24 protein-coding genes, 1 tRNA gene and 3 pseudogenes are annotated in these 24,526 nt (G+C 47.6%); 16 read left to right on the top strand and 12 right to left on the bottom strand.

The genetic code is table 11. The features are described from left to right. Positions 1 to 7: 7 nt before the first annotated feature. The gene (locus tag B4056_RS01605) at positions 8 to 1,039 is read right to left on the bottom strand and encodes an ATP-binding protein (protein WP_288653627.1); all 1,032 of its coding nucleotides are present in this window, start codon (positions 1,037 to 1,039) and stop codon (positions 8 to 10) included. A gap of 197 nt (positions 1,040 to 1,236) precedes the next feature. On the opposite strand from B4056_RS01605, the pseudogene B4056_RS01600 reads away from it, so the two are divergent. Continuing rightward, positions 1,237 to 1,536 (top strand): annotated as a pseudogene (locus B4056_RS01600) (hypothetical protein); the annotation flags it as partial. Here B4056_RS01600 and B4056_RS01595 read toward each other — a convergent pair. Then, on the bottom strand, positions 1,533 to 1,688 hold the full coding sequence (locus tag B4056_RS01595) for a hypothetical protein (RefSeq protein WP_103821861.1): 156 nt from the start codon (positions 1,686 to 1,688) through the stop codon (positions 1,533 to 1,535). The pseudogene B4056_RS01600 and the gene B4056_RS01595 sit on opposite strands and share 4 nt — an antisense overlap. A gap of 216 nt (positions 1,689 to 1,904) precedes the next feature. On the opposite strand from B4056_RS01595, the gene B4056_RS01590 reads away from it, so the two are divergent. From B4056_RS01590 to B4056_RS01575, 4 genes are all read left to right on the top strand, one after another. Beyond that, the gene (locus B4056_RS01590; protein ID WP_288653625.1) at positions 1,905 to 2,342 is read left to right on the top strand and encodes a hypothetical protein; all 438 of its coding nucleotides are present in this window, start codon (positions 1,905 to 1,907) and stop codon (positions 2,340 to 2,342) included. A gap of 343 nt (positions 2,343 to 2,685) precedes the next feature. After that, entirely contained in the window at positions 2,686 to 2,916 is a 231-nt protein-coding gene (locus B4056_RS01585; RefSeq protein ID WP_103821863.1) for a helix-turn-helix transcriptional regulator, read from the top strand. A 124-nt stretch (positions 2,917 to 3,040) separates the two neighbouring features. Next, on the top strand, positions 3,041 to 4,453 hold the full coding sequence (locus B4056_RS01580; protein WP_288653623.1) for a YfjI family protein: 1,413 nt from the start codon (positions 3,041 to 3,043) through the stop codon (positions 4,451 to 4,453). Positions 4,454 to 4,679: 226 nt separating this feature from the next. Then, complete coding sequence (locus tag B4056_RS01575; RefSeq protein ID WP_288653622.1) at positions 4,680 to 5,303, top strand: inovirus Gp2 family protein; 624 nt, start codon at positions 4,680 to 4,682, stop codon at positions 5,301 to 5,303. Positions 5,304 to 5,392: 89 nt separating this feature from the next. Here B4056_RS01575 and B4056_RS01570 read toward each other — a convergent pair whose 3' ends face one another. Beyond that, positions 5,393 to 6,937, bottom strand: a complete 1,545-nt coding sequence (locus B4056_RS01570) for a hypothetical protein (RefSeq protein ID WP_288653621.1) — start codon at positions 6,935 to 6,937, stop codon at positions 5,393 to 5,395. A gap of 123 nt (positions 6,938 to 7,060) precedes the next feature. On the opposite strand from B4056_RS01570, the pseudogene B4056_RS01565 reads away from it, so the two are divergent. Then, positions 7,061 to 7,189 (top strand): annotated as a pseudogene (locus tag B4056_RS01565) (IS630 family transposase); the annotation flags it as partial. Here B4056_RS01565 and B4056_RS01560 read toward each other — a convergent pair. The 8 genes from B4056_RS01560 to B4056_RS01525 form a co-directional block, all read right to left on the bottom strand. Next, entirely contained in the window at positions 7,188 to 9,101 is a 1,914-nt protein-coding gene (locus B4056_RS01560; protein ID WP_376780629.1) for a GmrSD restriction endonuclease domain-containing protein, read from the bottom strand. The pseudogene B4056_RS01565 and the gene B4056_RS01560 sit on opposite strands and share 2 nt — an antisense overlap. After that, positions 9,088 to 10,428 carry a DUF262 domain-containing protein gene (locus B4056_RS01555; RefSeq protein ID WP_288653618.1) on the bottom strand — a complete coding sequence of 447 codons (1,341 nt, stop codon included), beginning with the start codon at positions 10,426 to 10,428 and terminating at the stop codon, positions 9,088 to 9,090. The genes B4056_RS01560 and B4056_RS01555 overlap by 14 nt, the downstream gene beginning before the upstream one ends. 240 nt (positions 10,429 to 10,668) lie before the next feature. Then, positions 10,669 to 11,028, bottom strand: coding sequence for a hypothetical protein (locus B4056_RS01550; RefSeq protein ID WP_288653615.1), 360 nt, complete (start codon positions 11,026 to 11,028; stop codon positions 10,669 to 10,671). Next, on the bottom strand, positions 11,025 to 11,801 hold the full coding sequence (locus tag B4056_RS01545; RefSeq protein ID WP_288653613.1) for a M48 family metallopeptidase: 777 nt from the start codon (positions 11,799 to 11,801) through the stop codon (positions 11,025 to 11,027). The genes B4056_RS01550 and B4056_RS01545 overlap by 4 nt, the downstream gene beginning before the upstream one ends. Then, complete coding sequence (locus B4056_RS01540) at positions 11,801 to 15,082, bottom strand: type I restriction endonuclease subunit R (RefSeq protein ID WP_288653610.1); 3,282 nt, start codon at positions 15,080 to 15,082, stop codon at positions 11,801 to 11,803. Before B4056_RS01540 ends, B4056_RS01545 begins: the two co-directional genes overlap by 1 nt. 64 nt (positions 15,083 to 15,146) lie before the next feature. Then, a complete protein-coding gene (locus tag B4056_RS01535) occupies positions 15,147 to 15,830 on the bottom strand; it encodes a YecA family protein (protein WP_288653608.1) in 684 nt (227 codons plus the stop codon). Further along, on the bottom strand, positions 15,830 to 17,059 hold the full coding sequence (locus tag B4056_RS01530; protein WP_288653606.1) for a restriction endonuclease subunit S: 1,230 nt from the start codon (positions 17,057 to 17,059) through the stop codon (positions 15,830 to 15,832). The genes B4056_RS01535 and B4056_RS01530 overlap by 1 nt, the downstream gene beginning before the upstream one ends. Then, the gene (locus B4056_RS01525) at positions 17,049 to 18,572 is read right to left on the bottom strand and encodes a type I restriction-modification system subunit M (protein WP_288653604.1); all 1,524 of its coding nucleotides are present in this window, start codon (positions 18,570 to 18,572) and stop codon (positions 17,049 to 17,051) included. Before B4056_RS01525 ends, B4056_RS01530 begins: the two co-directional genes overlap by 11 nt. A gap of 357 nt (positions 18,573 to 18,929) precedes the next feature. On the opposite strand from B4056_RS01525, the gene B4056_RS01520 reads away from it, so the two are divergent. The 9 genes and pseudogenes from B4056_RS01520 (at position 18,930) to B4056_RS01480 (ending at position 23,514) form a co-directional block, all read left to right on the top strand. Further along, positions 18,930 to 19,364 carry an antirestriction protein gene (locus tag B4056_RS01520; protein ID WP_288653602.1) on the top strand — a complete coding sequence of 145 codons (435 nt, stop codon included), beginning with the start codon at positions 18,930 to 18,932 and terminating at the stop codon, positions 19,362 to 19,364. A 100-nt stretch (positions 19,365 to 19,464) separates the two neighbouring features. Next, the gene (locus B4056_RS01515; RefSeq protein ID WP_288653601.1) at positions 19,465 to 20,289 is read left to right on the top strand and encodes a DUF932 domain-containing protein; all 825 of its coding nucleotides are present in this window, start codon (positions 19,465 to 19,467) and stop codon (positions 20,287 to 20,289) included. Positions 20,290 to 20,522: 233 nt separating this feature from the next. After that, a complete protein-coding gene (gene radC / locus B4056_RS01510) occupies positions 20,523 to 21,002 on the top strand; it encodes a RadC family protein (RefSeq protein WP_288653598.1) in 480 nt (159 codons plus the stop codon). Positions 21,003 to 21,015: 13 nt separating this feature from the next. Then, a complete protein-coding gene (locus B4056_RS01505; protein WP_288653595.1) occupies positions 21,016 to 21,237 on the top strand; it encodes a DUF987 domain-containing protein in 222 nt (73 codons plus the stop codon). Between the two features lie 22 nt (positions 21,238 to 21,259). Then, positions 21,260 to 21,610 (top strand): annotated as a pseudogene (locus B4056_RS01500) (type IV toxin-antitoxin system YeeU family antitoxin). Positions 21,611 to 21,672: 62 nt separating this feature from the next. Then, on the top strand, positions 21,673 to 21,840 hold the full coding sequence (locus B4056_RS01495; protein ID WP_288653593.1) for a TA system toxin CbtA family protein: 168 nt from the start codon (positions 21,673 to 21,675) through the stop codon (positions 21,838 to 21,840). Next, positions 21,827 to 22,114, top strand: a complete 288-nt coding sequence (locus B4056_RS01490) for a hypothetical protein (RefSeq protein WP_288653590.1) — start codon at positions 21,827 to 21,829, stop codon at positions 22,112 to 22,114. The genes B4056_RS01495 and B4056_RS01490 overlap by 14 nt, the downstream gene beginning before the upstream one ends. 110 nt (positions 22,115 to 22,224) lie before the next feature. Further along, positions 22,225 to 22,566 carry a TA system toxin CbtA family protein gene (locus B4056_RS01485; protein ID WP_288653587.1) on the top strand — a complete coding sequence of 114 codons (342 nt, stop codon included), beginning with the start codon at positions 22,225 to 22,227 and terminating at the stop codon, positions 22,564 to 22,566. Between the two features lie 114 nt (positions 22,567 to 22,680). After that, positions 22,681 to 23,514 carry a DUF4942 domain-containing protein gene (locus B4056_RS01480; protein WP_288653586.1) on the top strand — a complete coding sequence of 278 codons (834 nt, stop codon included), beginning with the start codon at positions 22,681 to 22,683 and terminating at the stop codon, positions 23,512 to 23,514. A 102-nt stretch (positions 23,515 to 23,616) separates the two neighbouring features. Here B4056_RS01480 and B4056_RS01475 read toward each other — a convergent pair. Then, positions 23,617 to 23,692, bottom strand: a tRNA-Ile gene (locus B4056_RS01475). A 293-nt stretch (positions 23,693 to 23,985) separates the two neighbouring features. On the opposite strand from B4056_RS01475, the gene mug reads away from it, so the two are divergent. Next, entirely contained in the window at positions 23,986 to 24,513 is a 528-nt protein-coding gene (mug, locus tag B4056_RS01470; RefSeq protein WP_039380244.1) for a G/U mismatch-specific DNA glycosylase, read from the top strand. The last annotated feature ends 13 nt before the right edge of the window (positions 24,514 to 24,526 follow it).

Here is a 24,526-nt window from a genome sequence, read left to right as displayed (position 1 = left end):
GTTGTTTTTATTGGATACCTAATAATTTTTTTGCTGTGTTGACTTCACTGGTTGTACGTCCCGAATGATTGGCTATCGCCTGGTGGGAGGCCAAAACCTGTTCTATCGCACTCCGTAAATGAGCGATGTTAAGTTGTGCAGCCTCTCCGGTGCGTTCTGCTTCCAGCAGCACTTTAGGCAGTGCCAGACGCATACAGGTACGGATCTCTCGTCCTGCCAGGCCTTCGGATAGTTCGCTTGCGGCGGTAAGAAGGCTTTCTCTTTCTTCAGCGAGTGGAATTTCAGCAACCAGGAATTTGTTCCAGAGATGGTAACGGGCTGTAAGATCAGGAAGCGTAAATTCAACGTGATAGCCAATACGGCTGCGGAACGCCTCATCATAGTTACGTGCGAAATTAGTCGCGAAAACTACAATGCCGTCAAAACGCTCCAGCTCGATCAGTAACGTAGAGCGCATCGCATTAACTTCATTATCAACACCTTGTGTGACAGAGGAGAGTCGTTTCCCCAGTAACGTGTCGGCTTCATCGAAAAAGAGCAGCGCTCCGCTTTCCTTAGCCTGCGCGAAAGCAGCCTGGATATTTTTAGCCGTTTCTCCCATAAACTTGCTTTCCAGTTCTGCAATACCAAGAGCAATAAAGGGCATCCGTAACTGTCCAGCCAGTGCCTCGGCGCAAAGCGTTTTCCCGGTGCCGGGAGGGCCATAAAAATTTAGTATCGCCGTCGACCCCATAGGATCAACGGCTGAAAAATTCCATTCCTGGTAGATCGTTTTATGAAAACGCAGACGAGCCATACATTCATCAAGAGAGGAGCGGGTGGACAGGGATAAGATGACATCTTTATCGAGAGTAAATCTCGGGTCTGTCGGTATATTTTTTTTACCATTTTCGTCGTCATCTTGTGGAGATAACGGCTGTCTAAACGGTGCTGAATTGTTACTGTGCGTTGACCTAAGATCGTCATTCATAGAGAGATGTTTAAGTTCCGTTAAACCAGGGCTGTGTTGTCCCTGAAAAATTATCATATTGATAATCATGTGAAATATAACTTTAGGTTTTATCGGCCTGTGGCTTGGCCACTTTAGTAAAAAAATTTCGGAAAATGTAACACCGCAGTCAGTGCACAGTCAGCGCTGCTTGTTGCGTTCTGCTGCTAACGAGCAGTTGGTTGTGAAAGTCATCCGTCAGCGGCGCTATTTTTTGAACATGTGAGTGCATGAAATCGTCAACTACTGGCTATGAGAAGCCGTTTCTCTCTCGTTTTGGTGAACTGAAATCTCTGGCTTGTCAGAGGCTAGCTATCTGGTTGAATGCAGTGTGGCGTTTATTTTGGACCGTCCGTTCATGGAAGATGATGGATGCTTGTTACAGTTAATTTGCGATGTATTGTCAGTTCTGGTGGGGAAAGATTTGCTGGATTACAGCTTATGGGATGAACTCAAGGTCTTTTACTTCGAGGCAATACATGCTGGCAGGTGTGTCAGGGAACTACTGCTTTACGATGCAACTGGTGGGCGATATGTTGCCAGATTAACGGGCGAGACCGACGGCTTTTGCCTGCGCTTGGTTACGTTCAAGTTGTTGCTCAATTTTTTGTACAGAAGCACCGGTTTCTATCGCGGTCGAGCTGGCAACGGCGCGGTAGATTTTTGCTTTGCTCACTAGAGATGATGTATGTTTGCTCATGAAAAATTTCCTTATAGTTGCTGCCAGGATTTTAGGTGTGAGAGGGTAAGTCAGTCCAGTAAAGTCCTCATCCGGGTGTGCAAAGGGATTTGTGAGCTAATTCGCAATTGTGCAGATTTAATCTAATCGATATGTTACTTCTTGAATGTACGCAGTAATGACTTATCTTAATTTATTGCAGTTGTAAACTATTTATTGATTTTATAAGGGTTGAAAATGGTTGAAAATCCTGATTTTACAAGAGGGAATTTTGAAGAACTTCTTAGAATAAATAATGATTTAAGAAGAAAAAATAACGATCTTTTAGATGATATAAAAAGCTATCGTAAAGATGCGGAAGGTTTTCTTGCGGATAAAGAAAATTTTCTCAAAGATCTTGAAATGCTCAGAGGTGAAAATAATGAACTGAAAAAAGAATTATCAAATGATGAAAAAAAATCAAAAGTTAATCGTGGTGAAACAAAAATAAGACCTCCAGCAGTAAATGCAATTTATCTTCTCAGCAAAGAACATTATCAACTTGATAAGTTTGTTGCAAAAGATTTACTTAAAAAATTAGATTCCCTCGTATCGCTATATAAAATTGATTACTCTTTCGAGTTAAAGACTGTTGAGGCCTGGTGTACAGAATTCAAAAAAATGGACGCTAAATAGTAGCCTGTTTTAATCTGAGAGTTACTTCTTAATACGCTTGTAATTCTCAGATAATACGAAAATTTAACTTTATGGAGAGCCGTTTCTGTAATCACTATTCAACTCTTCTCCAGCATGAATCCTTCAAATATCTCTTCTGTAATATTTTCTTTCTGAGTACACATTTTCCTCTGCCATATCATAACCTCCCTTAATAAGGGAAAGCCCGCACATCGCGTAACCAGTTGATATTAATGTATTTTATTTGATTTTTAATTCCCTGTTCCTTAATGAGAATCGCGAGTGTTGTGCATGTGTCCTGGCTCAAGCATGATAATTTCACGCTATCAACAAGGAAACTCAAATGATGCTATTTAAGTTAACTAATGAACAACGTATCAAAGTCTTACGAGATTATGGTGAAACCTGTGACCGATTAGTTCGTGAGAAAGAACGGCAATATATTACCTCTATTTCCCGCTCTACAGCGTGGAAACTGGAACAGGTTGGCAAGTTTCCACTGCGTAAGTCTATTGGTCTGAAATCCTGCGGGTGGCTGTTAAGTGACCTGCTCTATTGGATCAGTGAGCGTTAACATCAGGTGTTTTTTGCATTTATTTTTTTGGATGATCCAAGTTTATCCTGCTATTTCTGCCATTAATAGCGGAATAGCAATATGAGTAAAATCGTTTTAAACGTTAACTGAATGAGAGGTATCTATGCTGTGTGGTCGTCCTTTCCCTGTACATGTGTTCCCACAGATCATCAGAAATGCGGTATATGAAGTAGAGCAGCATACACAGGCCCCCCAGGCTTTGATTGCCGCATCAGTACTGGGAGTTATTTCTCTTGCCTGCCAGAACAAGATTGATGTGTGCCGACTGAATAATCTGCGCAGCCCGGTATCGCTTTTTTTACTGACACTGGCGGAATCTGGTGAACGCAAAAGTACGGTGGACAAACTGCTGATGAAGCCATTGTATCAGATGGAAGATGAATGGGTTGAAAAATATACCCAAGATCTGATCATCTGGCGGAATGAGGAAACGGCTTTTAATGTTGAAAAGAAAGCCCTGATGTCAAAACTGAAGTCAGATATTCGCCGTAACAAAGATCACTCTACAACGAATGAACGGCTGAAAGCGCTGCTGGCGGCGTCCCCGAAAGCACCGGTAAGGTTTAGGCAGATATTCAGCGATGCCACACCAGCGGCGATAAAAGACTATCTCAGTGGGCGCTGGCGGTCCATCGGGCTTATGTCTGATGAAGCTGGCACCATTTTTAACGGCTATGCGCTGAATGAATTGCCTTTCATCAACAAAATGTGGGATGGCGCAATGTTTTCCGTGGAAAGAAAAAGCGAGCCAGACAAATTAATCAAAGATGCCAGAATGACACTGGCGTTGATGGTTCAGCCTGAAGTGTTCAAAAAAGGGTATCTGGAACGTAAAGGCGATACAGCGAAAGGGATCGGATTCTTCGCGCGATGTTTGATGTGCCAGCCTGGTTCAACACAGGGTTACAGACAAATTACCAGCCCGGTTGTCTCAAGCGAGCATCTGCCGGTATTTCATAAACGATTGATGGAGATCGTTAACGAGAGCATTGCCAAAAATGATGAAAATGAGCGTCAGTGCCTGCATTTCTCTCCCGAAGCTGAAAAACGCTGGCTCGAATTTTATAACAAAGTCGAGTCAGAAATGGGGTTGATTGGCTTCCTGTCTGGCTTTAAGGATTATGCCTCTAAAATGGCGGAAAATATGGCAAGGATTGCCGCTCTGCTGCATAAATTTAATGGTGATGAAGGGGAGATATCACTTACTGCCGTAGAAGCCGCAGTAGAGATAAGTGCCTGGTATGTGGATGAGTATGTGAGAATTTTCTCTAAACCCCAGACGTTGCTGTTGGTCAGTTCAGAAGCAGATGAACTTTATTCGTGGATAAAAGATTATTGCTACCGATGTGTGGTGCCGTATATCAGGAAGACAACCATCTTGCAATATGGTCCGAATCGGTTCAGGAACCGGAGCAAAGCGAATGAACTTCTCAGTACACTTTATTCGCAAAACAAAATACGGGCGGAGAAAAGAGGGAAAACCATTTTCATACAACCTGTCGATATTCTTATATAACGAATAGACCAAAGATAGGACGTAATAACTGTTTATTAACCGCTCTTCATTGCAACTAATTAAAGAGTAATTTTTAATCAGTCATCGTAGGCTGTGGCTACTATTTGTCTGAAATTTAGTGTCGGATAGTTATTATATTGTATTGTTAACAGCATCTGTATATATGCACACTAATAAGCCATAGCCAGTAATGCGATGACTGTTATCTATCGAGGGATAACTTATTATGAATATCTACAATAGCGAGTATGGCAGTCATGTTAAATCATACAAAGAAAGGATTATCGATGTTATTAAAAAATCTGTTAAAGAACATAGTCGTACACTGGCAATACGAGTTGATCTCCATGATCCGGTTATTCTGGACAATGGTGATACCATTTCCTGTAACGCTAATACAGATTCAGGATCTATATCAAGATTTACTAATTCCTTGAAAGCCAAACTGGTAGCAGATGAACAGCGTAAGCGCAAGGAGGGTAAACGAGTACATCCTAATACGCTCCGATATGCGTGGGTACGGGAATTTACCCAGAATGGTAAACGCCACTTTCATCTCTTCCTGTTTCTTAATAAGGATGCTTACTTTCACTTGGGGGATTTCAATCTGGATGAAGATACGTTAAGAACCATGATCACCTCGGCATGGTGCAGCGCATTAAGTCTGACTCCCGAAGAGGGACAGCATCTGGTGCAGTATCCGTTTAATGGTAAATATACCATGAATCGTGATGATATTCTTAATGATGTTTATCCCGGCGATTTACTGAATCGAATTGATTATCTCACCAAAGTGAAAAGCAAGAACTTTGATGACGGTTATAGGTCGTTTGGGTGTAGTAATAATTAACTGGCATTAATTAGCGCCCTTATCAGGGAGATAAGGGCTGGCGAGTATCAATAGGAACAATAATGGTTATAGCACCATCACCGGCTGCCTTATCCCTCGTTCAAAGTATCAACAACTTGCTCTAACCATAGTCGGTCATCTTGACACCTTGTGAGATCATCTACTGGAATTACTATTAGCAAATGGTTAAACTCATGGGAAATACGTAATTTGTTACGCAACCGCCGTTTCTGTTCTTCAACACTTCCATCCACACGCCTCGAAATAAGAATTAATTTCCGTCCTTTATTCTCAACCAGTTCACGGAAAAGTCCATTAATATGGCTATCATCTTTATTAAATCCAAAACCTACAACAACAATAGCATCAGATTCAGCATAAGCATCAAAAAGACTAACGTATCGTCTTGACATAGTTACTGATGTTAAAGGCTTAAGACCGCTTTGCGTCAGCATGAATGGAACATGAATCTGACTTTGGTCTACGTTATCTGGATTTTCACAAGTAATAACCGAATTTTTATAAGGGTTATAGTAGTCGTGTACACTGCCGTTCAGGTGAATAATTTGTGGTAATTCTATATTCATACCACGGAAGACCTCTGCCAGAAGGCTGTTATAATTAGCCGTACCAATGGCTGAAATTGTTAGATCACCATCAAATGTAGCTAAGTCATGATAATAGCCATGATCGGGAAGATCTTCGATAGATGGTGCCTGGGCACTAATATAATCGCGTGCGATCTTGAGGAAAATAACCATCCGAGTAAATTTAGCCCATTCTGTGGAAGGTGAGAAGAGATATCGGAAATGGTCATCTATCAATTTCTGGTAGTCGAGTACTGTAGTGAACAGATTCTCTAATACTTTTTGGGCTATGGCACAGAAAAGTGTAAGAGCTGTTGCATCCTCATCAATATTGAAATTTCTATTTTCTTCCAGCAATAGTTCCAAAGCTGTCGAACCAATGCGGTTAAACTCCAGACGGAACATACCGGTAATATCATCGAAGATGGGTAAATCATCCGGTGCAGCCTCAAATAAATCTTGGTTTAGGCGTTGAACAAGAGATTGACCGTGTGCACCGACCAATAATTGTAAAAATGATATGACGTACCTTTTTAAATCATCATTGTTATCTGATTCTCGCACCACGTCCAACATAGCGGAGTAATATTCAGACTCGAATAATCTAACATCTCTGGCTAGTAACTCGTTAAGACGAATATCATGTGTATACAGACGCTCACCAATGACATGTCCTGTTAACTCTGAAAATAAATTTTCTAATATGGCCTTATCAATTCCTAGAGTTAATAGGGCATCATCACACTCTTGATCAAAACGATTTAGACGGCGAATTATTTCTTCACGTTTATATTCGATAGATGATTCAATAATACTAGAAAACTCGTTACGTCCAAAAGCATAAATGCTTTTATCAGCATATCCCTGAGGTAGCCAATCATTGGCGTAAGGTGAGCGTGAATCCACTAATCGCAGTTGTTGGCGGAGCTCAGTTTTATACTGACTTGGATCTTGTCTAAAAAGATCAATGGCAAATTTGCCTCCACTTGGTAAACCATACCCAATTTCTGCTCCTGCACCAAAAAAAAAGCCTAAGTTCATAGTCATCACCCACTCTTTCAGTTAACTAAATAGCTGCGCGGAATAGTAGATCCCTTAAAGGGAACTTAGTCGGGATTTTGCGATCTGATCAATTGTTAAAGCAACCAAAATCACCAACCGGATTAAGCGATGCCGATCCTAGCACCAATAACTCATGACGAACGACGCTTGATGCAGAAGGCTATTCATGAATCTCACGATAAAAATCATGCCCGCAGGCTCACGGCTATATTGATGATTCATCAGGGGGAACGTGTCAAAGCAACATACTTAAGTCTTCGCTAAGTAGAGCCAACATCACCTCTTCATGGCTTTCAATGTTTTTGATACCTTGTCGCTCAGGTCCCCATTCCTCATAGCTCATCATGATGGCTTGTTTTAAGCTCTCAGATCGCTCTGTTTCAGCATAGAACTTTTTCTTATCCGCAGGAGAATAGTTACTGAGTCTTGAGTTGCTGCTTGGTGAAATCAGGCAAAGATTCCCGAAACGATGGACATCATTCCCCATTTTATTTGCTCCAGATGGATCGGTTTGGGGAAAGTAGTGCTCAACCGATGTTCGACTCGGTGAAAACTGGAAATCCTCGAAGTGTTTCTTAATATCGGGATGATTAGCCCCTTTACCGTCGAAGCTCTGACCCGCAGTGAGATCACGCCACAAGCGATAATCGAGCAAATTAAACACATAGTTCTGCACACCAGTGCCCCGATGCAGAGCTTCAGCATTAAATTGCCCTTTTTCACCACAGATCTCAGCCAGAAACTCACTGCTGAGCTTCTCAAGCGCCTCCAGATAAGCCGTTCCGTTTATGTCCAGTTCGTTCGAAGCAAGACCATTCAGAATGACCAGAGAGCGATTGAGCCATCGCTTGTAAACATAGGCAGGGTGTGAGACATGGAACATCGACAAGATCATCGTCAGTTTTCTGTTTACTCCAGACAAGCCATCCTGGTCGAAAGAGTTGTTATAGCTAAAACTCGAGTTCCTGTCTCTGGCATAGTATTCAAGCGTCAGCAAGCTCCACTTCTCGTCCTGATCGCGTTTAATAATATAGCGGTCAAACAAGACCCGAAACTTCAACAAATCAAATGCAAACTGAGTGATTTTTTCTCTGTCATTTTTTATGATCTCAAAGGCCTGGAGCAGCTTTTTATCATCCAGAGAAACGGTATCGGCAACAGTCACTTTCAGAACATGTAGCAGAAAGTTTGAGAAATCGATAATAGAATCAAAGCGCTGCTCTTTGACTTTTTCATTGTCGTTATCCGTGTAATGAAAGCGTCGAGTCCCGATAATGTTCCGCAGTGTAGGTTTTTCGTCTGTGCCATGATGGGTTTCTGTCACGCATTTGATTGCCTCAAAATCGGTTGGGAAACCTAACCATTTTTCGCCAAATAAAACCTTGCGAGCCTCCGGGCTAAAGCCTAATTGCACATAGCGCCCCATGTCTGCACAGGCATCCCATATGGCTGAAAAGCTATTTCTTGAAGCCGTGTCACCGCTGTAAACTGACATCAAATGTGCTTTCAATACCTCATGTTTTTCCAGTTGCTCACCCCGGTTATTCATGATTTCAAAGTAGTGATTGAGGTCGGTATCTTTGGGCACTGGGACACGCAAAATAGTCACGTGTTTGAGCAGATACTGGCAGAAGTCGCTGGTGTCTATGTTATGGGTCTCAAAGTAGTGCTCTATAAGGCTAAACGCAGCCCGGATTGAGGGTTCTTCCGGATCATTCCTCTGCGCCTGTTGAAACAGATTTTGCAGTGTTCGTGCTGATTTGGGGCGGCTGTCAAAGTCAAGATTGAGGTCAAGGTGCGATAAAGCTTGTTTGCTGCTATGAACAACGGTTTTTAAGTATGCGAGCAAAATCGACAGCGTTGTATGTCTTTGCTGTCCATCAATCGTTTCATAAACGATTGCATCTTTATGAGGGCTATCAGCACCATCTCGGATATACACTACCAGGCTGCCCAGATAGTATTTAGCCTCTTTTTGTTCTCCGGTCTTTTTGAGGTTTTGAACACCATCGGCAATGTCCTGAATGAGCTGCTCGATCTCCGCTGCTCCCCATGCGTAGTTACGCTGGTAAATGGGAATAACATAATGACTGTTTTCGCTGAATAATTTTTCGATAGTCAGCAATGCTAAATCGTTACTTGTTGTCATCGACATCTCCCAGCATTTGAGCGATTGAATCCTGTACGGATCTGGCATTGAGAAAGCGAATATTTTCACATCGCTTTGGCTCGAAGCGCAGAACTTGTTGTGGGTGGATGGCTTTACCCATCACTCTTAACAGTCCTCTGGCCTCACGCGCATAGCTATCAATACTGTCCATGCCGATTTTTTGATATTGCAGTCGTAAGTAGTAACTCCAGCAAAAACAGATCGTTGCCGCCTGAGCTAGTTCGTTATCACCAAACTTGTCGTAATAGGCCATCACCGCGCACATAAAGAGATTTTTGATATATATATCTCCCTTACGTGAACTGCCGGAATAACGGGTATGTTTTTTTAAGAAATCGCCAAGCAACGCTTTCTCACCATCAAACAGGGTGTGATGCAAAGACTTGTAGTGCTGGATGTACTCAAAAAAGCGTTTTCCGTTAATGATGATCTGATTAATTTGAAACGGATAAGACTGATGCTGCTTATCCCACTTCCTTGCGGGGTCGTTATTGTAATGTTCAACGGCAAAATCCAGGGCCAGCAGAGACTGCAGGTAGTGGTAATCACATGTGGATAGGTTGATGCCTTTGAACACCTCAAGATTGTGACGACTGAACTGAATCCCATAGTCGCCATCCAGCCAACGGCGCTGACGGAATAAAAACTCGCCCATAATGAGTTGAAGGTTGGCAGACTCATCATCCGGACTAACCCCTTGCTCCCACAAACTAACGTGATGTAACCGTTCCGCCTGTCCGGTTGTTTCCATCATCTCGCGTAAATGGTATGCCTTTAGCAAATCATGAGGTGCAAGGGCTTTACCCCTGGCATTTTGCGAGTCGAAAAATTGAAAGGCTTCGCTCAAATCATCGAGCGTCACTTCAATCAGTTCACATTTGTCACACACGAAGTGAAGTAGTGATTTGCGCTGATTATCATTGAGTCCCACAAGACGGTTCTCAATGACTTTGGCATTGTGCTCAAGGTTATTGATGCTTGCCCTTGAATCAAAAGTGTTTTCCAGAAGAGGGGCTGAAAACTCAGCGTTATGATCAAGTAGAGAACAAAGCAAGGTCAGGGTAAGAAGACGTTGCTGACCATCAACAATATTAAGCTCAGCGGCATGAGTGGGTTGAAATTCTTCTTTGTGCAATACCACCGTTCCAAGCCGATAGCATTCTTTATCCCGGTGGCTTAACACATCATCAATCAGTTGATTAACATGTTTAGGCTGCCATTTGTAGGGGCGCTGGTATGAAGGAATGGTGAGATGCTGCTTTAGCAGGTCCCCAACTTTTTTTACCTTATAGTTTACGTGTCCCATGATTACAATGCCTGCTCAACAGTCGTATTTTTCAGTCGAACGAGGTGCTGCAATCTAACTGTATGATAGCGGTTGAATTTATGACAAAGAGTCATTAGCGCATTTCCTTTGGCTTCATTCTTTTAGTAAAAATTGAAATTGCATTCAATACCCTGCTACAACCTGCTACATGTAGCAGGTTGTAGCAGTCCTATAAGTTTGTTTGATGATTTATTAAAGCCAACAACAACGAGGTGTCAGTCAGTTCTGTTTCTGTCGGGTGCCGGTCATCACGCCATTGCGGTCACGGTATATGGTTTTTCCGCCGCTATCCGTGGTGGCGCTGCCGCTCATTACCCCATTTCGATCCCGGTACTGCGTTCTGCCAGAGCTGTCTGTTGATGACGTTCCGGTTATGATACCGTTCCTGTCGCGCGAGACGGTGCGTCCTGAGGCTTCAGAGGCGCGTCCGGTCATCACCCCGTTACGGTCCCGGTAAGTTGTGTCATGATCGCTCTGCTGCGTCGTCCCTGTCATGATGCCGTTTCGGTACCGGTAAGTATCTGCCTGCACGGTCGGGGCGAGCATCAGGCACAGCAGGGTAATAATCGAGTATTTCATCTTTCATCCTCTGTCTGTAACATCCCCGACAGCAGCATTTCTGCCATGCCGTCCAGGCGTTTTTTGACTGTCTCCCATCCGGGCATTACTTGCCCCATCAGGCGGTAAAAGGCGTCGCTGTGGTTATGCTCTGCCACATGACAAAGCTCATGCAGTAAAACATAGTCGATACACTCCGCAGGGGCTTTGACAAGCCAGGGATTGAGTGTCAGGCAACCTTTCGCGGAGCAATTCCCCCACTGGGTCTGCATCGCTCGCAGGCGAACCGGCGGACGTTCGCTGATCCAAAGCGTCTGGGGTACCAGGATATCGAGGCGGCGCTGAAAGACCTCTCTGGCGCGTTCCCGGTACCAGTCAGCCAACAGAGATTTCACTTTCTCTGCTGATTTATGTCTCACCGTGACCTCCAGGCAACCGCGTAACATTTTCACTTTCTGTGGCTGCGTGGCGGCTTCAATCACTTTCAGCTGATACTGCTTACCCAGATAGTAGTGACTTTCGCCACTCACGTACTGCCGGGGAATGACATGCGCCTGCTGTGCCCTGAAGTCCCGTAATTGCTGGTATATCCAGCGGCTTCTTTTTTTCAGCGCACTCATTACCACCTGTTCGGAGGTATCTGGCGGTACGGAGGCCACCACCCGTCCGTCTGGGTGGACTTTGATGAGCAACCGGCCTTTTACCACCCGGCGCGGGACGCACTGGACGGTAATCGACTCACCCGCATAAACCAGTTGCAGGGCCGGTAAGGATGACGGCGCTTTCTCACGCATTATTTATTCAGACCCACTCGCAGTATCTGGACCAGGGATTCAGTGATACGGTTCACCTGATTCATGCCCGCACCCGCTTCCCTGCAGGCCGCAAACAATAATGGCAGCAATCGGGTCTTCACGACTTTTTCAATATCCTGTGGATTGAGGGAGTTTTCGGCTACGGCACTGATAATAATGTCATCCACCTCAAAGGCCAGTTTGCTCCATTGGTCCTGGACTTGTGCATCATGAAGGTCAAATACCTCCGGGAGTTCTTTTTTAAACACCCCGTAGTAGGCCTGAGCGTGTCGGTTGACTGACAGGGCTTCCGGGATATCGCTGAGCTTGCGGGCCTGCACCTGCTGTTCAAACTCCTGAAACAACAGGTACTGCTTCAGGGGATGGTCGAACAGTTTCTCGGCCTCTTCAATCGCCATGCGCAACAGTTTTGAGAAACACTCCTGCGCGTACGGGTCATCCCGCAGGTCCTGTTCAATCATCTTCGTCACACGGGTTTTGATGATATCGGTCTCATTGCGGGTCTTGTCAGTTTCCCAGGCTTCCGGCTGTTCACTTTTCCCCATCAGCCCAACGTCATAAGCCCCGCCGGGTTCACGCACTTCCACGCCGCTCACATGCTTATCCAGCAGCTTTTTCACCTGTTCAGCGTAGTCGTCGTAGTTGACCTGTTCGCCGCTGACTTGCATCGCCCACTGGCGTAGGCTGGACATCTGCTTCACCGTCTCCTTGTAGAGATTGCGGTCCTGCTCGGTAAAGCTTTTATCTGCGAAGAAGGTGGCAGACTGCAGGGCCACCTTCAGGCATCCGGCAAAGGCAGTTAACGCCTCGAAGAAGTCATCCCGGGTTTTCTGGTGGATATCAGTCAATTCACCGTCGCGCGCTTCCATTCGGGGCACCAGCACCGCCCGTAGCTGTTCTATGTCCTGCTTGTTTTTGACACCCGTAAAGATGGCCCACAGCTGGTTATAGAGATGTGGCAGGCGTTTGTACTCCGTACTCATGGCGCTGTAGAGCCCGTCAATATCGCTGATGTCGTAGCCTCCCTGGGTCCGGGAGGCCAGGTCCTGATACTGACCGATAGTGGTATCCAGCTCAGCCAGAATGCCGCGATAATCAATCAGCAGACCGAATTTCTTCAGCGGGTGTAAGCGGTTGACCCGCGCTATCGCCTGGATAAGGTTATGGGACTTCAGCGGCTTGTCGATATACAGTACGGTGTTTTTCGGCTCATCAAACCCGGTGAGCAGCTTATCCACCACGATCAGCAGCTTCAGGCTGTCATCCGTGGCAAAACGGTTGATGATGTCACGGGTGTATGTCGTCTCATCCTGCGAGCCCACATTGTCTTTCCACCATTTTGTTACTTCCGGCTGGCGACTCTCATCCACACCGGTGTTCCCCTCTCGGGTATCCGGGGCGCTGATAACCACTGCCGACTCGAATAACCCGGCTTCATCCAGATATTTTTTATAGCGAATGGCCGTGGCCTTACTGTCACAGGCCAGCTGGCCTTTTAGACCTTCATCAATATTTTTTGAGAAGTGGCTGGTGATATCCAGCGCAATCAGGCGAATACGGTCATCGGCACTGTATACCGCCCCCTTGCGGGCATATTTGCGCTTGAGGTCAGCAATTTGCGCCTCACTCAGTCCGTCAGTAATACGCTCAAACCAGGCATCGATGGCCCGGTCATTGACTTCGAGGTCGGGAATGCGCTCCTCATACAGCAGCGGCGTCACCGCCTGATCTTCCACTGCCCGCTGCATGGTGTAGGCGTGGACAATCGGGCCAAACTTGCTGGTGGTTTTGTCTTCCTTTAGCAGCGGCGTCCCGGTGAAGGCCACAAAGGCGGCATTCGGCAGCGCCAGCTGCATGCGGACATTATTTTCCCCGCCCTGACTGCGGTGGCCCTCGTCAATCAATACAATGATATCCGAGCTGGTATTTATGCACTCCGGCAGTTTTGTGGCAGAGTTGAATTTCTGGATAAGCGTGAAGATGATACGCTCATTGCCGGAACCGATTTGTTTCGCCAGCATCTGCCCGGAGGTCGCCATGGCCTTTTTTTTGTCGCCAGTACCGGATAACTCACCACCGGAGGCAAAGGTCTTGCTGAGTTGGTTTTCCAGGTCAGTCCTGTCGGTGACGACAACAATACGACACTGCTTCAGGCTGTCGTTCAGAATTAGCGCCTTGCTGAGGAAAACCATAGTGTACGATTTACCGGAGCCGGTGGTATGCCAGATAACCCCACCTTCCCGGCCGCCGTCAGGACGGCGGGTATTGATGCGCTCCAGCAGACGTTTAATACCGAACACCTGCTGATAGCGGGCAACAATTTTGCCGGTTTTTGTATCAAATAGAGTAAAGAGCCGGGTCATCTCCAGCAGGCGCGATGGGGACAGCAAACTAATCAGCAGCTTATCCTGCCCGCTAACCGCCAGTTCACCCCCGGCAATCAGCTGCTGATACCACTGACGGTCTGCCCCGGTACGATGGGCAAACAGGGCCTCCGTTTGTGCCGGAGTGAGTGGTGTATTGCGTAGGGTGACCATCTGCGCATCGGTAATGTCTTCCTCACGCCAGGCTGCCCAGAACTTCATCGGGGTATGGCAGGTGCCGTAGCGGCCATCATGTCCGTTGATGGACAGCAACAGCTGGCTGTAGGCAAATAACTGCGGGATTTCATCGTTGCGCTGATTACGCAGGCTCTGGGATATCCCCTCATCCGTGGTGGGGCCCTTATTGCCGTGCCCGTCCGGGCGCTTGGCCTCAATCACTGCCAGCGGGATGCCATTTACAAAGCAGACAATATCCGGGCGACGGGTCTCGACACCGCCTGAGCGCAGCACGCTAAACTCTTCGGTAAAGTGGAACTGATTGTTCTCAGGATGTACCCAGTCAATCAGGGCAATGGTAGGGTTCACTTTTTTACCGTCAACAAACTCGGTCACGGCAATGCCATAAAGCAGGTGGTTATATATCCGCTCATTGGCTTTCAGCAGCCCTTCATTGAGGGCGGGCGAGCAGACTTGTGATAGCAGGTTATCAATCGCCTTATCGGATAACGGGCAAACCTTGCCGTCGGCGATAAAGGTGCGGGTAGATAAGACTTCGCGCAGAATTGGACGTAGTACCACCTCATCCTGCTTACCCCCCCGGTAAGCCAGACACTGTTTCGGTGACAAAAAGGTCCACCCCAGAGCGGACAATAACGTCAGGGCCGGGATTTTTGCGCTGTACTCTTCCTGGAACTTCGGGGTGCTGGTCGGGGTCATTGCTTATCCTTTTTGTCACCGCTGACAACCGCTTTCCTTCAGCGACAATTCACGCCCGGCACATTCAGTGCAGGCAGCATTTTTTAAATTTTTTACCACTGCCGCACGGGCACGGGTCATTCCGTCCCGTCAGCCCGGCATCACGCCTGACGGGTGTCGGGCGAGCAACCTCGGCAGGCATCCGCTGCGCCAGCCAGTGCTGATACAGAGCCAGCGCGGCAGGCTGAATAAGCGCAATACTCTGTTCAAACTGCGCGGGCGACAGTTTCTCAACCACCGGGAAATTCTTTTCGACACCATGCAGGGCTATCGCGTCCAGCGAGGGACGTAAGGCTTCCGGCAGGGCTGACCAGTCACCAAGCGACCGGCCTTTCATATACCCGAAGCACCACTCTTCGACGATGATATATGTCTTTCCCTTCACTTCACGACCATTGAAAATCGGCTGAAACTGGTCAGGTGCCTCATACAGACAGCCCGCGATATCGTTCAGATGCTGAAAACACAGGCTCACAAATCGTGTCATCTCTTTCTCGGTGCTCCAGCGAGGGTGGTAATCACCCCGCCCCCAAATAGCATCGAGCCAGATATTCGGGGAAATCATGTTCGGGCCAGAGACAATCGCCGTCAGGAAACCATCCAGCTCAGAAAAACAGAGCACGGAGTCATCATTGCCGTATTTCAGCAACACCTCTTCCAGCCAGTCAATTTCGGCATCGGTCAAGGGGGCATTTTTGGTCAGTTTCATCACGCAGTGTCCGCATCAACAACCACCCGACGCTTACCTGTGAGTAACTGTTGCATCAGGGCTTTTTTCTCTTCCTCCAGGCAGGCGAGTTTTTTCTCCAGCGTAGAGATTTCAGCATCGGCAGCAGAGAGGACGGCGGCGATTTTTTGTTGTTCTTTCAATGGTGGTAGGGGCACATGAATCTGGTTAAATTCTTTCCATCGAAGACTTCCTCTGCGGTCAACAGAGGCATTGGTTGCTGCACCAAAGATTTGCTTATAGTGATCCGTTTTGAATACCGCGTATAAATAAGAGTTGTCTACTCGAGTCGGCGATGCACGAAAAACCACATAAATCGGGCTAATGATGCCAGTTTCATAAAGGTTCTGTATGCCGATCGAGCCTTCTTCTATATGGTTAGACGGAAAACCAAAACAACCTTTATGGATTAATCGGTAACCAGATAAGTCATCACTGTAAACTTTCTTGTTAAAATATTTCAGAGAATCGACAAAACCGTCATACTTGGAGCATGAGAGGACTGGGTAGTCTATACCGGCTGAATTCTTCTCGCTCATTTGAGTACATATTTCTTTTATGGCTGGATACTCCCAATCTCTTGGGAGCGAGCCATAGCGAGTGATCTTAACCTCATAGCTACCAGCAGGGATTCCCAAGCGTCTTCTCCCTGTAAGCAATTGCTGCATAAGCGATTTTTTCTGCTGCTGACTGTTGGTGAGAAGCTTTTTCGTCACTAAAATCGCGCTATCCCAGGTGGACAGGATTTGGGCGATTTTTTTTTGTTCGTGGAGGGGAGGGAGTGGCATTGGATATGTATTCAGAACATCCATTTCAATGCCTGTCTGGCCCGACGTCCTTTGTGAATAAGATTCTATAACCCGAAGTAAAGGCTCGTTGCACAAAAAGTAATACATATACTCATTATCCACCCCTTTTTTGGGGGTAGCTTTAATTAGGGCAACATTATAGGCCCCCTCAATGCCACGTAAAATCTGAAAGATTGGTGGACCGTAACGGCCAATCATCACATCTGACTTCAAGCAAAACTTCTTTGCTAACTCCCTTGGGATATAAGTGGCAAATTTGTCTGTTTTATAATCCCTTATCTGAACTAGTCTAATATAATTCTCTTTTGGCTCACCGACAAAAACCTCACGAGGTGGTTGAGCCCCGCCAGTGAAACTGACGTTATCTGCAATACAACAAGACATCCATCCCTTAGGCACCATAACCCAACTCCTTCAGATAACCCGCCATCTCAGTTTCCAGCTTAGCGAGTTCTGCTTTCAGTTGCTCGCGTTCAGCACGGACTGCAAGTAAATCAATCTCGTCCTCTTCCTCAAAGGTATCGACATAGCGCGGAATATTGAGGTTGTAGTCGTTATCCTGAATCTCTTTCAGGCTGGCAAGATAGGCGTATTTCTCAACGTTATCGCCTTCGCGATAGGTCTTAACAATCTTGCGGATATTCTCTTCGCTGAGCTGGTTCTGATTTTTACCCGCCTTACATTCCCGGCTGGCATCAATAAACAGCACCTTGTCATCCACTTTCTGTTTTTTGAAAATCAGAATCGCCGCAGGAATGCCGGTGCCATAGAACAGCTTCTCGGGCAGGCCTATCACCGCATCCAGGAGGTTTTCATCAATCAGTTTCTGGCGGATTTTACCTTCACTGGAGCCACGGAACAGGACACCGTGAGGAACCACGACGCCCATACGTCCGGTACCCGGCTTCAGGGTTTCAATCATGTGGAGGATAAAAGCGTAATCCCCCTTGGTTTTCGGTGGTACGCCACGGCGGAAGCGGCCAAACTTATCGTTCTCGGCCTCGTCATGACCCCATTTATCCAGGCTGAACGGTGGGTTGGCGGTCACGATATCAAACAGCATCAGATCGCCGTGTTTATCGAGCAATTTTGGATTGCGAATGGTATCGCCCCACTCGATTTTGTGGTTGTCCTCACCGTGGAGGAACATATTCATTTTTGCCAGCGACCAGGTTGACCCAATCGCTTCCTGCCCGAACAAGGCATAGCTGCGGCTGTTATGCTCAGAGACAATTTTACGGCCACACTTCATCAGCAGCGAGCCTGAACCGCAGGCCGGGTCACAAATGGTATCTCCCGGCTGGGGAGCAAGCAGTTCGGCAATCAGGTCGGAGACTTCTGGCGGGGTATAGAACTCCCCGGCTTTCTGCCCGCCGCTGGCGGCAAAGTTCTTAATCAGGTATTCATAGGCATTACCGATAACGTCCAGTTTACCAACGCGCCCCGGCCGCAGGTTAAGAGCCTCACCGGCGAAATCTTCCAGCAACTGACGTAGGATGGTGTTTTTCTGCTTTTCATCCCCCAGGCGGTCGGTGTTAAACGATATGTCCTGGAACACGCTTTTCCCGGCATCTTTCAGCTTGGTGCCGTTGGCTTCCTCAATGGCATGCAGCGACTGGTCGATACGCTCCCCGTTACCTGGCTCATGGCGGCGCTCATACAGGGCATAAAAACTGGCGTTTTCCGGCAAAACAAAACGCTCGTTGGCCATCATCGCGTCAATCAGTTCCGGTTCATCGCCATACTGTTTTTTGTAAGCGTCGTAATGGTCCTGCCAGACATCCGAGATGTACTTCAGGAACAGCATGGTGAGGATAAAGTCTTTGTAGGTATCGGCGCTGATGGTGCCCCGGAAGGTATCGCAAGCGGCCCACAACGCTTTGTTGATGGTATCCTGGCTGATTTGGTCGGTCATGTCTGTTCCTGTCGTTAACTTTCCGAAAATGATGCATGGGATAGTATTAAATTCCTTTAATAATTATACCCCATGCGGGTTTGCCAGCCCATCATATCTACCAGATCGGGAGAATATCCCCTTGCACTTACCGATATTTCAACGGAGTGGACTGCGCCGCCTGAATGTTTTCTGGCCTACCGCTGGTGTTCTTTCATTGTAAAAAATTTCAGACATATATTACCGCTATGAATCTCCTGACTGAGATTCCTTAGTATCCAGACCATCAGTTAAGCCTCATATCCACAGCCCTGCCACCTTACGGTGCGGGGCTTTTTTATTTTTCACTAAAAAAATTTAAATCAAAGGGTTACTGCCATGCTAAATATTCATACCCCGGAGTCTGATTCTGTAAAAGCGAATCCTGTCCATGCCAGTGGACGCAGCACCTTCTGGCGCTTTTATTTCGGCGCTGTACCTGACTGGGAGTGTATGGAAGCCCACATCTTCGGATTAATGGACGAAATGTGTGAAATTTATCAAGGGGCTTTCTGGGAGTTCAGTATGCTCACCAACGGCGGTGCTTTCATCTGGCCGGATATGCCGGAAACCTTACTGGATATGTTCAATCCCCATAACGGTAATGATGCGAGATTAAGCCCTGAGGCCGCCGGTATTGCCGTTTGTCTTATGGTCTACAGCATCTGGTCTCTTAAAACGGAAAGCCCGGTGCTGGTGGAGTATTTCTACCAATTGCGTGACTATGCCCTTCAGCATCCGGAGCAGACGCAAATCTTTCGTCTGATTGACTGATTTATCCGCCACAGTTGTATTTTTCACTCTCCCATCAGCGATCTCTCATTTAATCCATTTATCGAATCATTTATCAGTTTAATTACTGAGGAGAATCCCTATGTCTCGTTTAGCTTCTCGTTTTGGCAATGCCTGTTCTATTCGTCGTGACCGTCCGTTAACCCGCGAAGAGCTATTTCGTGTAGTGCCCAGTGTTTTCAGCGAGGACAAACACGAATCTCGCAGTGAACGGTACACATATATACCCACGATTTCTCTCCTCGACAGTCTGCAGCGCGAAGGCTTTCAGCCCTTCTTTGCATGTCAGACCAGAGTGCGTGACCCAGGTCGCCGCGAGCACACAAAGCACATGCTGCGCCTGCGTCGGGAGGGGCAAATTACCGGCAAGCAAGTCCCGGAAATCATTCTGCTCAACTCTCATGACGGCACCAGCTCGTATCAGATGTTGCCGGGATTATTCCGTGCAGTGTGCCAGAACGGCCTTGTCTGCGGCGAGTCTTTTGGCGAAGTACGTGTGCCTCACAAAGGAGATGTAGTGAATCAGGTCATTGAAGGGGCTTATGAGGTGCTGGGGGTTTTTGACCGTGTTGAGGAAAAAAGAGATGCCATGCAGTCGCTGATGTTGCCGCCACCAGCCCAACAGGCTCTGGCACAGGCTGCACTGTCGTACCGTTTCGGTGAGGAAAACCAACCAGTGACTGCACAGCAGGTGCTTTCTCCCCGGCGCTGGCAGGATGAAAGTAATGACTTGTGGACCACCTACCAGCGTATTCAGGAGAACCTGATTAAAGGCGGGCTCAGTGGCCGTAGCGCAAAAGGCGGACGAATGCATACTCGCGCTGTGCGTGGTATCGACGGCGATGTGAAGCTCAACCGGGCCCTTTGGGTAATGACTGAAGCGATGCTGAGTGGGTTTCAGTCCTGAGATTGTTATCTGCATGTTAGAAAAGCTCCCCGTCAGCCACCCATTGGGTTGTGTATTTTATCACCGTATTTCACGGTATGCTTCGTCGGGCCTGGCTCCGGTGGTAAATAAAAAATAGTTCATTCGGTGCCCCCCTCTTTAGAATCATTTCATATTCAATTTGTTAATTATTACAGAGAGTTAAGATGGCGCAGAACCCCGTTGACCTTCCTCCACAGCCCCGAGAGAGCCTCATGTCCGTATCGTCTTCCCCGACATGCAACACCTTACCGTTAACCGCCCAACGGACGGTTAAACGAGCGTTATCCTTACTTGAGCACCACCTGCGCGAGCCGGGTGTGTCTTTCACGTCCACCAGCTCCACCCGCGACTGGCTGCGCCTGCACCTCGCCACACTGGAGCGTGAAGTGTTTATGGTGCTGTATCTCGACAATCAGCATCGTCTTATTGCCCACGAAACGCTATTCACCGGCACCATCAGCAGTACCGAAGTCCATCCCCGCGAGGCGGTCAAACGCGCCCTTTACTTCAATGCGGCGGCGGTGATAGTCGCCCACAACCATCCTTCCGGTGACCCCACACCCAGCCAGGCAGATAAAACCATTACGCAGCGCCTTATGCAGGCACTTGCCCTAGTGGACATTCGCCTGCTGGACCATCTGGTCGTGGGCGGGATAGAGATTGTCTCGTTTGCCGAACGCGGCTGGCTATAAGGAGAAAATAGTGATGAAAATCATCAGTAAGCGTCAGGCGATGACAATCTACCGTCAGCATCCGCAGTCCCGCTTATTTCGTTTCTGCACAGGGAAATATAAATGGTCTGGCAGCGTCTGCCACTACGCCGGTCGCGAGGTGCAGGATATCAGTGGGGTACTGGCTGTCTTCGCGGAACGTCGCCAGAACCGTAACGGCCCGTATGTGACCCTGCGTTGCGTCACGCTGAATTAACTCATGTTTAAGGAGTACTACCTTGTCGAATAAAATACCGCCAGTAAGCCAGCACACGAAAGCGCCCTGGTGGGGACTGAAACGCGATATTACCCCGAGCTTTGGCGCACGGTTGGTCCAGGAGGGCAACAGCCTGCATTAGCTTGCTGACCGAACCAGCATCACTGGGACATTCAATGATGCAGAGTTATGCCATCTGGACCAGGGCTTTCCGGTACTGATGAAACAGATGGAACTAATGCTCACCAGCGGCGAACTTAATCCCCGCCACCAGCACAGCGTCACACTGTATGCGAAAGGGCTGACATGTGAAGCTGATACTCTTGGTTCGCATGGCTACGTCTACATCGTCATTTACCCCACGAAACGTTAAACCTTTTTAATTCACGCGAGAGAAAAAATGAAAATCTTACCTGCAACAATCCGCAGGGGGCGATGCCATATCCACCGCCTGGGATTGTCTGGCAAATGTTACTGATAAGCCTGCTGTTACAGTCCTGTGGACTGACGTTGAGCAGCACATTATTCAATGATGAAAACGTTGTTTTGAAAAACGAAGCTGGAACTTACCCAAACACAGAAGGAAATTATGATGAAAAATAACATTCGTTGCCCAGTATGTAACTCCTACCGAGTTCGGGAGCGTCATACTGGCAAGAAAGGGGGCGCTGTTGCTGGCGGCGTATCAGGGGCTTTAAGTGGGGCTGCCATTGGCTCGGCCATTCCTGTTGTTGGCACCCTTGCCGGTGCAGCGATGGGGGCATTATTGGGCCGATTTATCGCTGGAGCAACCGCAGGTGCTGTGGCAGGGGCTGCACTGGATGGCGTCATATTCGAACGCTATGAATGCGTGGACTGTAATCAACTATTTGATTGATATTGCTTTTATAGGATTAGCTGCATTGCCTTCCTGACAGTCTGGCAATTTTATTCCCATCATTTATTCCTCAAAACATTAATCTCTATTCATCCACCTGAGAGTTCGTTATGAAAAGCTTACCTTTATTAAATAACCGAGGGGCTAAGCCTTGCTTGCCTCCGTTGACTATCTGGCAAATGCTTTTGGCCCATGTGTTGCAACAGCATTATGGACTGACATTAAACGACACGCCTTTTAGTGAAGATCGGGTTATTCAGGAACATATTGATGCCGGTATCATTCTCACCGACGCGGTTAACTTCTTGGTAGATAAGTACGAACTGGTACGTATCGACAGACAAGGATTGATTGGTCATGAGCCATCACCTTATCTGCGGGCTGTTGATATTCTCCGGGCAAGGCAAGCAACGGGGTTATTGCGAAAAAAGGCTAAGCACATTGCCCAGTAAATTTTGCGTGCCGTCTTCCTGATTTACCTTCCTGACCTTATCTTCTTATTCACTCCTTACATAATGTCCCTGCCGGTATTGGCAGGGACATTTTTTTTCTATGGGTAAAATATCATGCAAACACAGGCTGAAGTATTAACTGAACATCGCGAACTGATTTGCTCAACCAATATTGAACGCATTGTACGCGGTCGTGATGCTGTCCTGAGTCAGATTAAACAGATTATCGAAATACTTGATAGTCTTTCCCGATTAACCTCTGAAATCGGCGGTGGAACCGCGCAAGACTGGGCGATGAAATCCGGGCACCGCTATGATTGCTGGTTAACAGAGACGGTGGATAAAGCCATACCTGCCATTACCCGTAATATTGACCGCAGTATCTGGCGAGACTTGATGTTGAAGTCCGGCATGATGGCCTTGATGGATGCCCAAGCCCGCGACCAGTGGCATAAGGACCTTGAGGTGGGCGACCTTCCAGACATCAGCGAAGTGAATATCCTCACCACCTTTGAACAATTACATCTCAACAAAATGGATGTCTTCGAACGAGGGATCATCAATGTCTTTAAAGGGCTGTCGTGGGATTACAAAACCAATAGTCCCTGCTGCTTTGGTAAAAAGATCATCGTCAACAACCTGGTGAGTCACAATCGCTGGGGATTTAGTTTGAACTGGGGCTGGAGACGAGATCAGCTGGCAGACCTAGAAAGAATGTTGTTTCTGCTCGATGGTAAAGCGATACCTGACAATCGTGGCGATGTTACTACCCGATTGATGGAGCATATTCGGGATAACCCTTCGAAGGATGTTTACGAAGATGATTTTTTCGGTATACGTTACTTCCAGAAGGGAACTGCACACATCATGTTTAAGCGGTACGATCTGACAGAAAAGATGAATAATATCGTGGCGAAGTACTATCCGAGGATGCTGGCAGCGAGATGAAGAGGGCAGGGAAGCAATTCCTTACCTGACCCATTACCTGACCCGATTCCTATAAAAAGAAAAAGGAGTTAGACGATTTCTCATCTAACTCCTTGTTTTATTTGGTGGCCCCTGCTGGGTTTGAACCAGCGACCAAGCGATTATGAGTCGCCTGCTCTAACCACTGAGCTAAGGGGCCAGTAGTGCGGGGATTATAAAGTATCTGGCAGAGGCGATCCAGCGTTCACCGATCGGTTGGTGAAAATTAGCACAATGGTGAGTGATTGATATTAATGAAAAAATCCGCATGCTGCTGTGACAGGAGTGATTGCCACAACAGTTTGAGCGCTTTTTTGCTGCACAGGCGGTAAAAGAAATCGTTAACTGGCCGGGCGGCGGGTGCTGGGTTTTCACTTATCGCAATCGCCACGCTTTCCCCATCCCGCTGAATACTCTACGCTTTAAGCACGTTTACCAGGCATTCAGAGGCGTATGCAACCCGACCACGACATTCGCGATATTCTCTCGCACGATCTGCAGGTGCTGTTCTGCGGCATCAATCCCGGCAAATCATCTGCGCATACCGGTTACCATTTCGCGCATCCCGGCAACCGCTTCTGGAAAGTGATCTATCTGGCCGGCTTTACGCGCGAGCTGCTGAAGCCGGAGCAGGAGCGGCGGCTGCTGGAGACCGGCTGCGGTATCACCGCGCTGGTTGAGCGTCCCACCACGCAAGCGAGCGAGCTGAGCGGCGATGAGCTGCGCGACGGCGGGCTGCGGCTGCAGGATAAAATTTTACGCTATCAGCCGCGGGCGCTGGCGGTGCTGGGCAAGGATGCGTATCAGCGTGCGTTCCGGCAGCGTAAAGTGGAGTGGGGCGAGCAGCCGCAGCCGCTGATGGAGACGCGCATCTGGGTGCTGCCAAACCCCAGCGGCCTTAACCGCGCTTCACTGGAGGAGATGGTGGCAGCGTATCGCCAGCTGGCGGATGCGCTGGGTCTGCCGGAGCGCGGGCAATAAAAAACCCCGGCGT

The sequence above is a fragment of the Pantoea sp. UBA7232 genome, assembly GCF_002473195.1.
Classification (GTDB): domain Bacteria; phylum Pseudomonadota; class Gammaproteobacteria; order Enterobacterales; family Enterobacteriaceae; genus Pantoea; species Pantoea eucrina.
This window is presented reverse-complemented; position numbering and strand designations above follow the sequence as displayed.

Bases quoted from the DNA above. Each gene is read 5' to 3' on its own strand.
- B4056_RS01605 (WP_288653627.1), bottom strand. From the start codon at position 1,039: ATGATTATCAATATGATAATTTTTCAGGGACAACACAGCCCTGGTTTA.
- B4056_RS01595 (WP_103821861.1), bottom strand. From the start codon at position 1,688: ATGAGCAAACATACATCATCTCTAGTGAGCAAAGCAAAAATCTACCGC.
- B4056_RS01590 (WP_288653625.1), top strand. From the start codon at position 1,905: ATGGTTGAAAATCCTGATTTTACAAGAGGGAATTTTGAAGAACTTCTT.
- B4056_RS01585 (WP_103821863.1), top strand. From the start codon at position 2,686: ATGATGCTATTTAAGTTAACTAATGAACAACGTATCAAAGTCTTACGA.
- B4056_RS01580 (WP_288653623.1), top strand. From the start codon at position 3,041: ATGCTGTGTGGTCGTCCTTTCCCTGTACATGTGTTCCCACAGATCATC.
- B4056_RS01575 (WP_288653622.1), top strand. From the start codon at position 4,680: ATGAATATCTACAATAGCGAGTATGGCAGTCATGTTAAATCATACAAA.
- B4056_RS01570 (WP_288653621.1), bottom strand. From the start codon at position 6,937: ATGACTATGAACTTAGGCTTTTTTTTTGGTGCAGGAGCAGAAATTGGG.
- B4056_RS01560 (WP_376780629.1), bottom strand. From the start codon at position 9,101: ATGACAACAAGTAACGATTTAGCATTGCTGACTATCGAAAAATTATTC.
- B4056_RS01555 (WP_288653618.1), bottom strand. From the start codon at position 10,428: ATGGGACACGTAAACTATAAGGTAAAAAAAGTTGGGGACCTGCTAAAG.
- B4056_RS01550 (WP_288653615.1), bottom strand. From the start codon at position 11,028: ATGAAATACTCGATTATTACCCTGCTGTGCCTGATGCTCGCCCCGACC.
- B4056_RS01545 (WP_288653613.1), bottom strand. From the start codon at position 11,801: ATGCGTGAGAAAGCGCCGTCATCCTTACCGGCCCTGCAACTGGTTTAT.
- B4056_RS01540 (WP_288653610.1), bottom strand. From the start codon at position 15,082: ATGACCCCGACCAGCACCCCGAAGTTCCAGGAAGAGTACAGCGCAAAA.
- B4056_RS01535 (WP_288653608.1), bottom strand. From the start codon at position 15,830: ATGAAACTGACCAAAAATGCCCCCTTGACCGATGCCGAAATTGACTGG.
- B4056_RS01530 (WP_288653606.1), bottom strand. From the start codon at position 17,059: ATGGTGCCTAAGGGATGGATGTCTTGTTGTATTGCAGATAACGTCAGT.
- B4056_RS01525 (WP_288653604.1), bottom strand. From the start codon at position 18,572: ATGACCGACCAAATCAGCCAGGATACCATCAACAAAGCGTTGTGGGCC.
- B4056_RS01520 (WP_288653602.1), top strand. From the start codon at position 18,930: ATGCTAAATATTCATACCCCGGAGTCTGATTCTGTAAAAGCGAATCCT.
- B4056_RS01515 (WP_288653601.1), top strand. From the start codon at position 19,465: ATGTCTCGTTTAGCTTCTCGTTTTGGCAATGCCTGTTCTATTCGTCGT.
- radC (WP_288653598.1), top strand. From the start codon at position 20,523: ATGTCCGTATCGTCTTCCCCGACATGCAACACCTTACCGTTAACCGCC.
- B4056_RS01505 (WP_288653595.1), top strand. From the start codon at position 21,016: ATGAAAATCATCAGTAAGCGTCAGGCGATGACAATCTACCGTCAGCAT.
- B4056_RS01495 (WP_288653593.1), top strand. From the start codon at position 21,673: ATGCCATATCCACCGCCTGGGATTGTCTGGCAAATGTTACTGATAAGC.
- B4056_RS01490 (WP_288653590.1), top strand. From the start codon at position 21,827: ATGATGAAAAATAACATTCGTTGCCCAGTATGTAACTCCTACCGAGTT.
- B4056_RS01485 (WP_288653587.1), top strand. From the start codon at position 22,225: ATGAAAAGCTTACCTTTATTAAATAACCGAGGGGCTAAGCCTTGCTTG.
- B4056_RS01480 (WP_288653586.1), top strand. From the start codon at position 22,681: ATGCAAACACAGGCTGAAGTATTAACTGAACATCGCGAACTGATTTGC.
- mug (WP_039380244.1), top strand. From the start codon at position 23,986: ATGCAACCCGACCACGACATTCGCGATATTCTCTCGCACGATCTGCAG.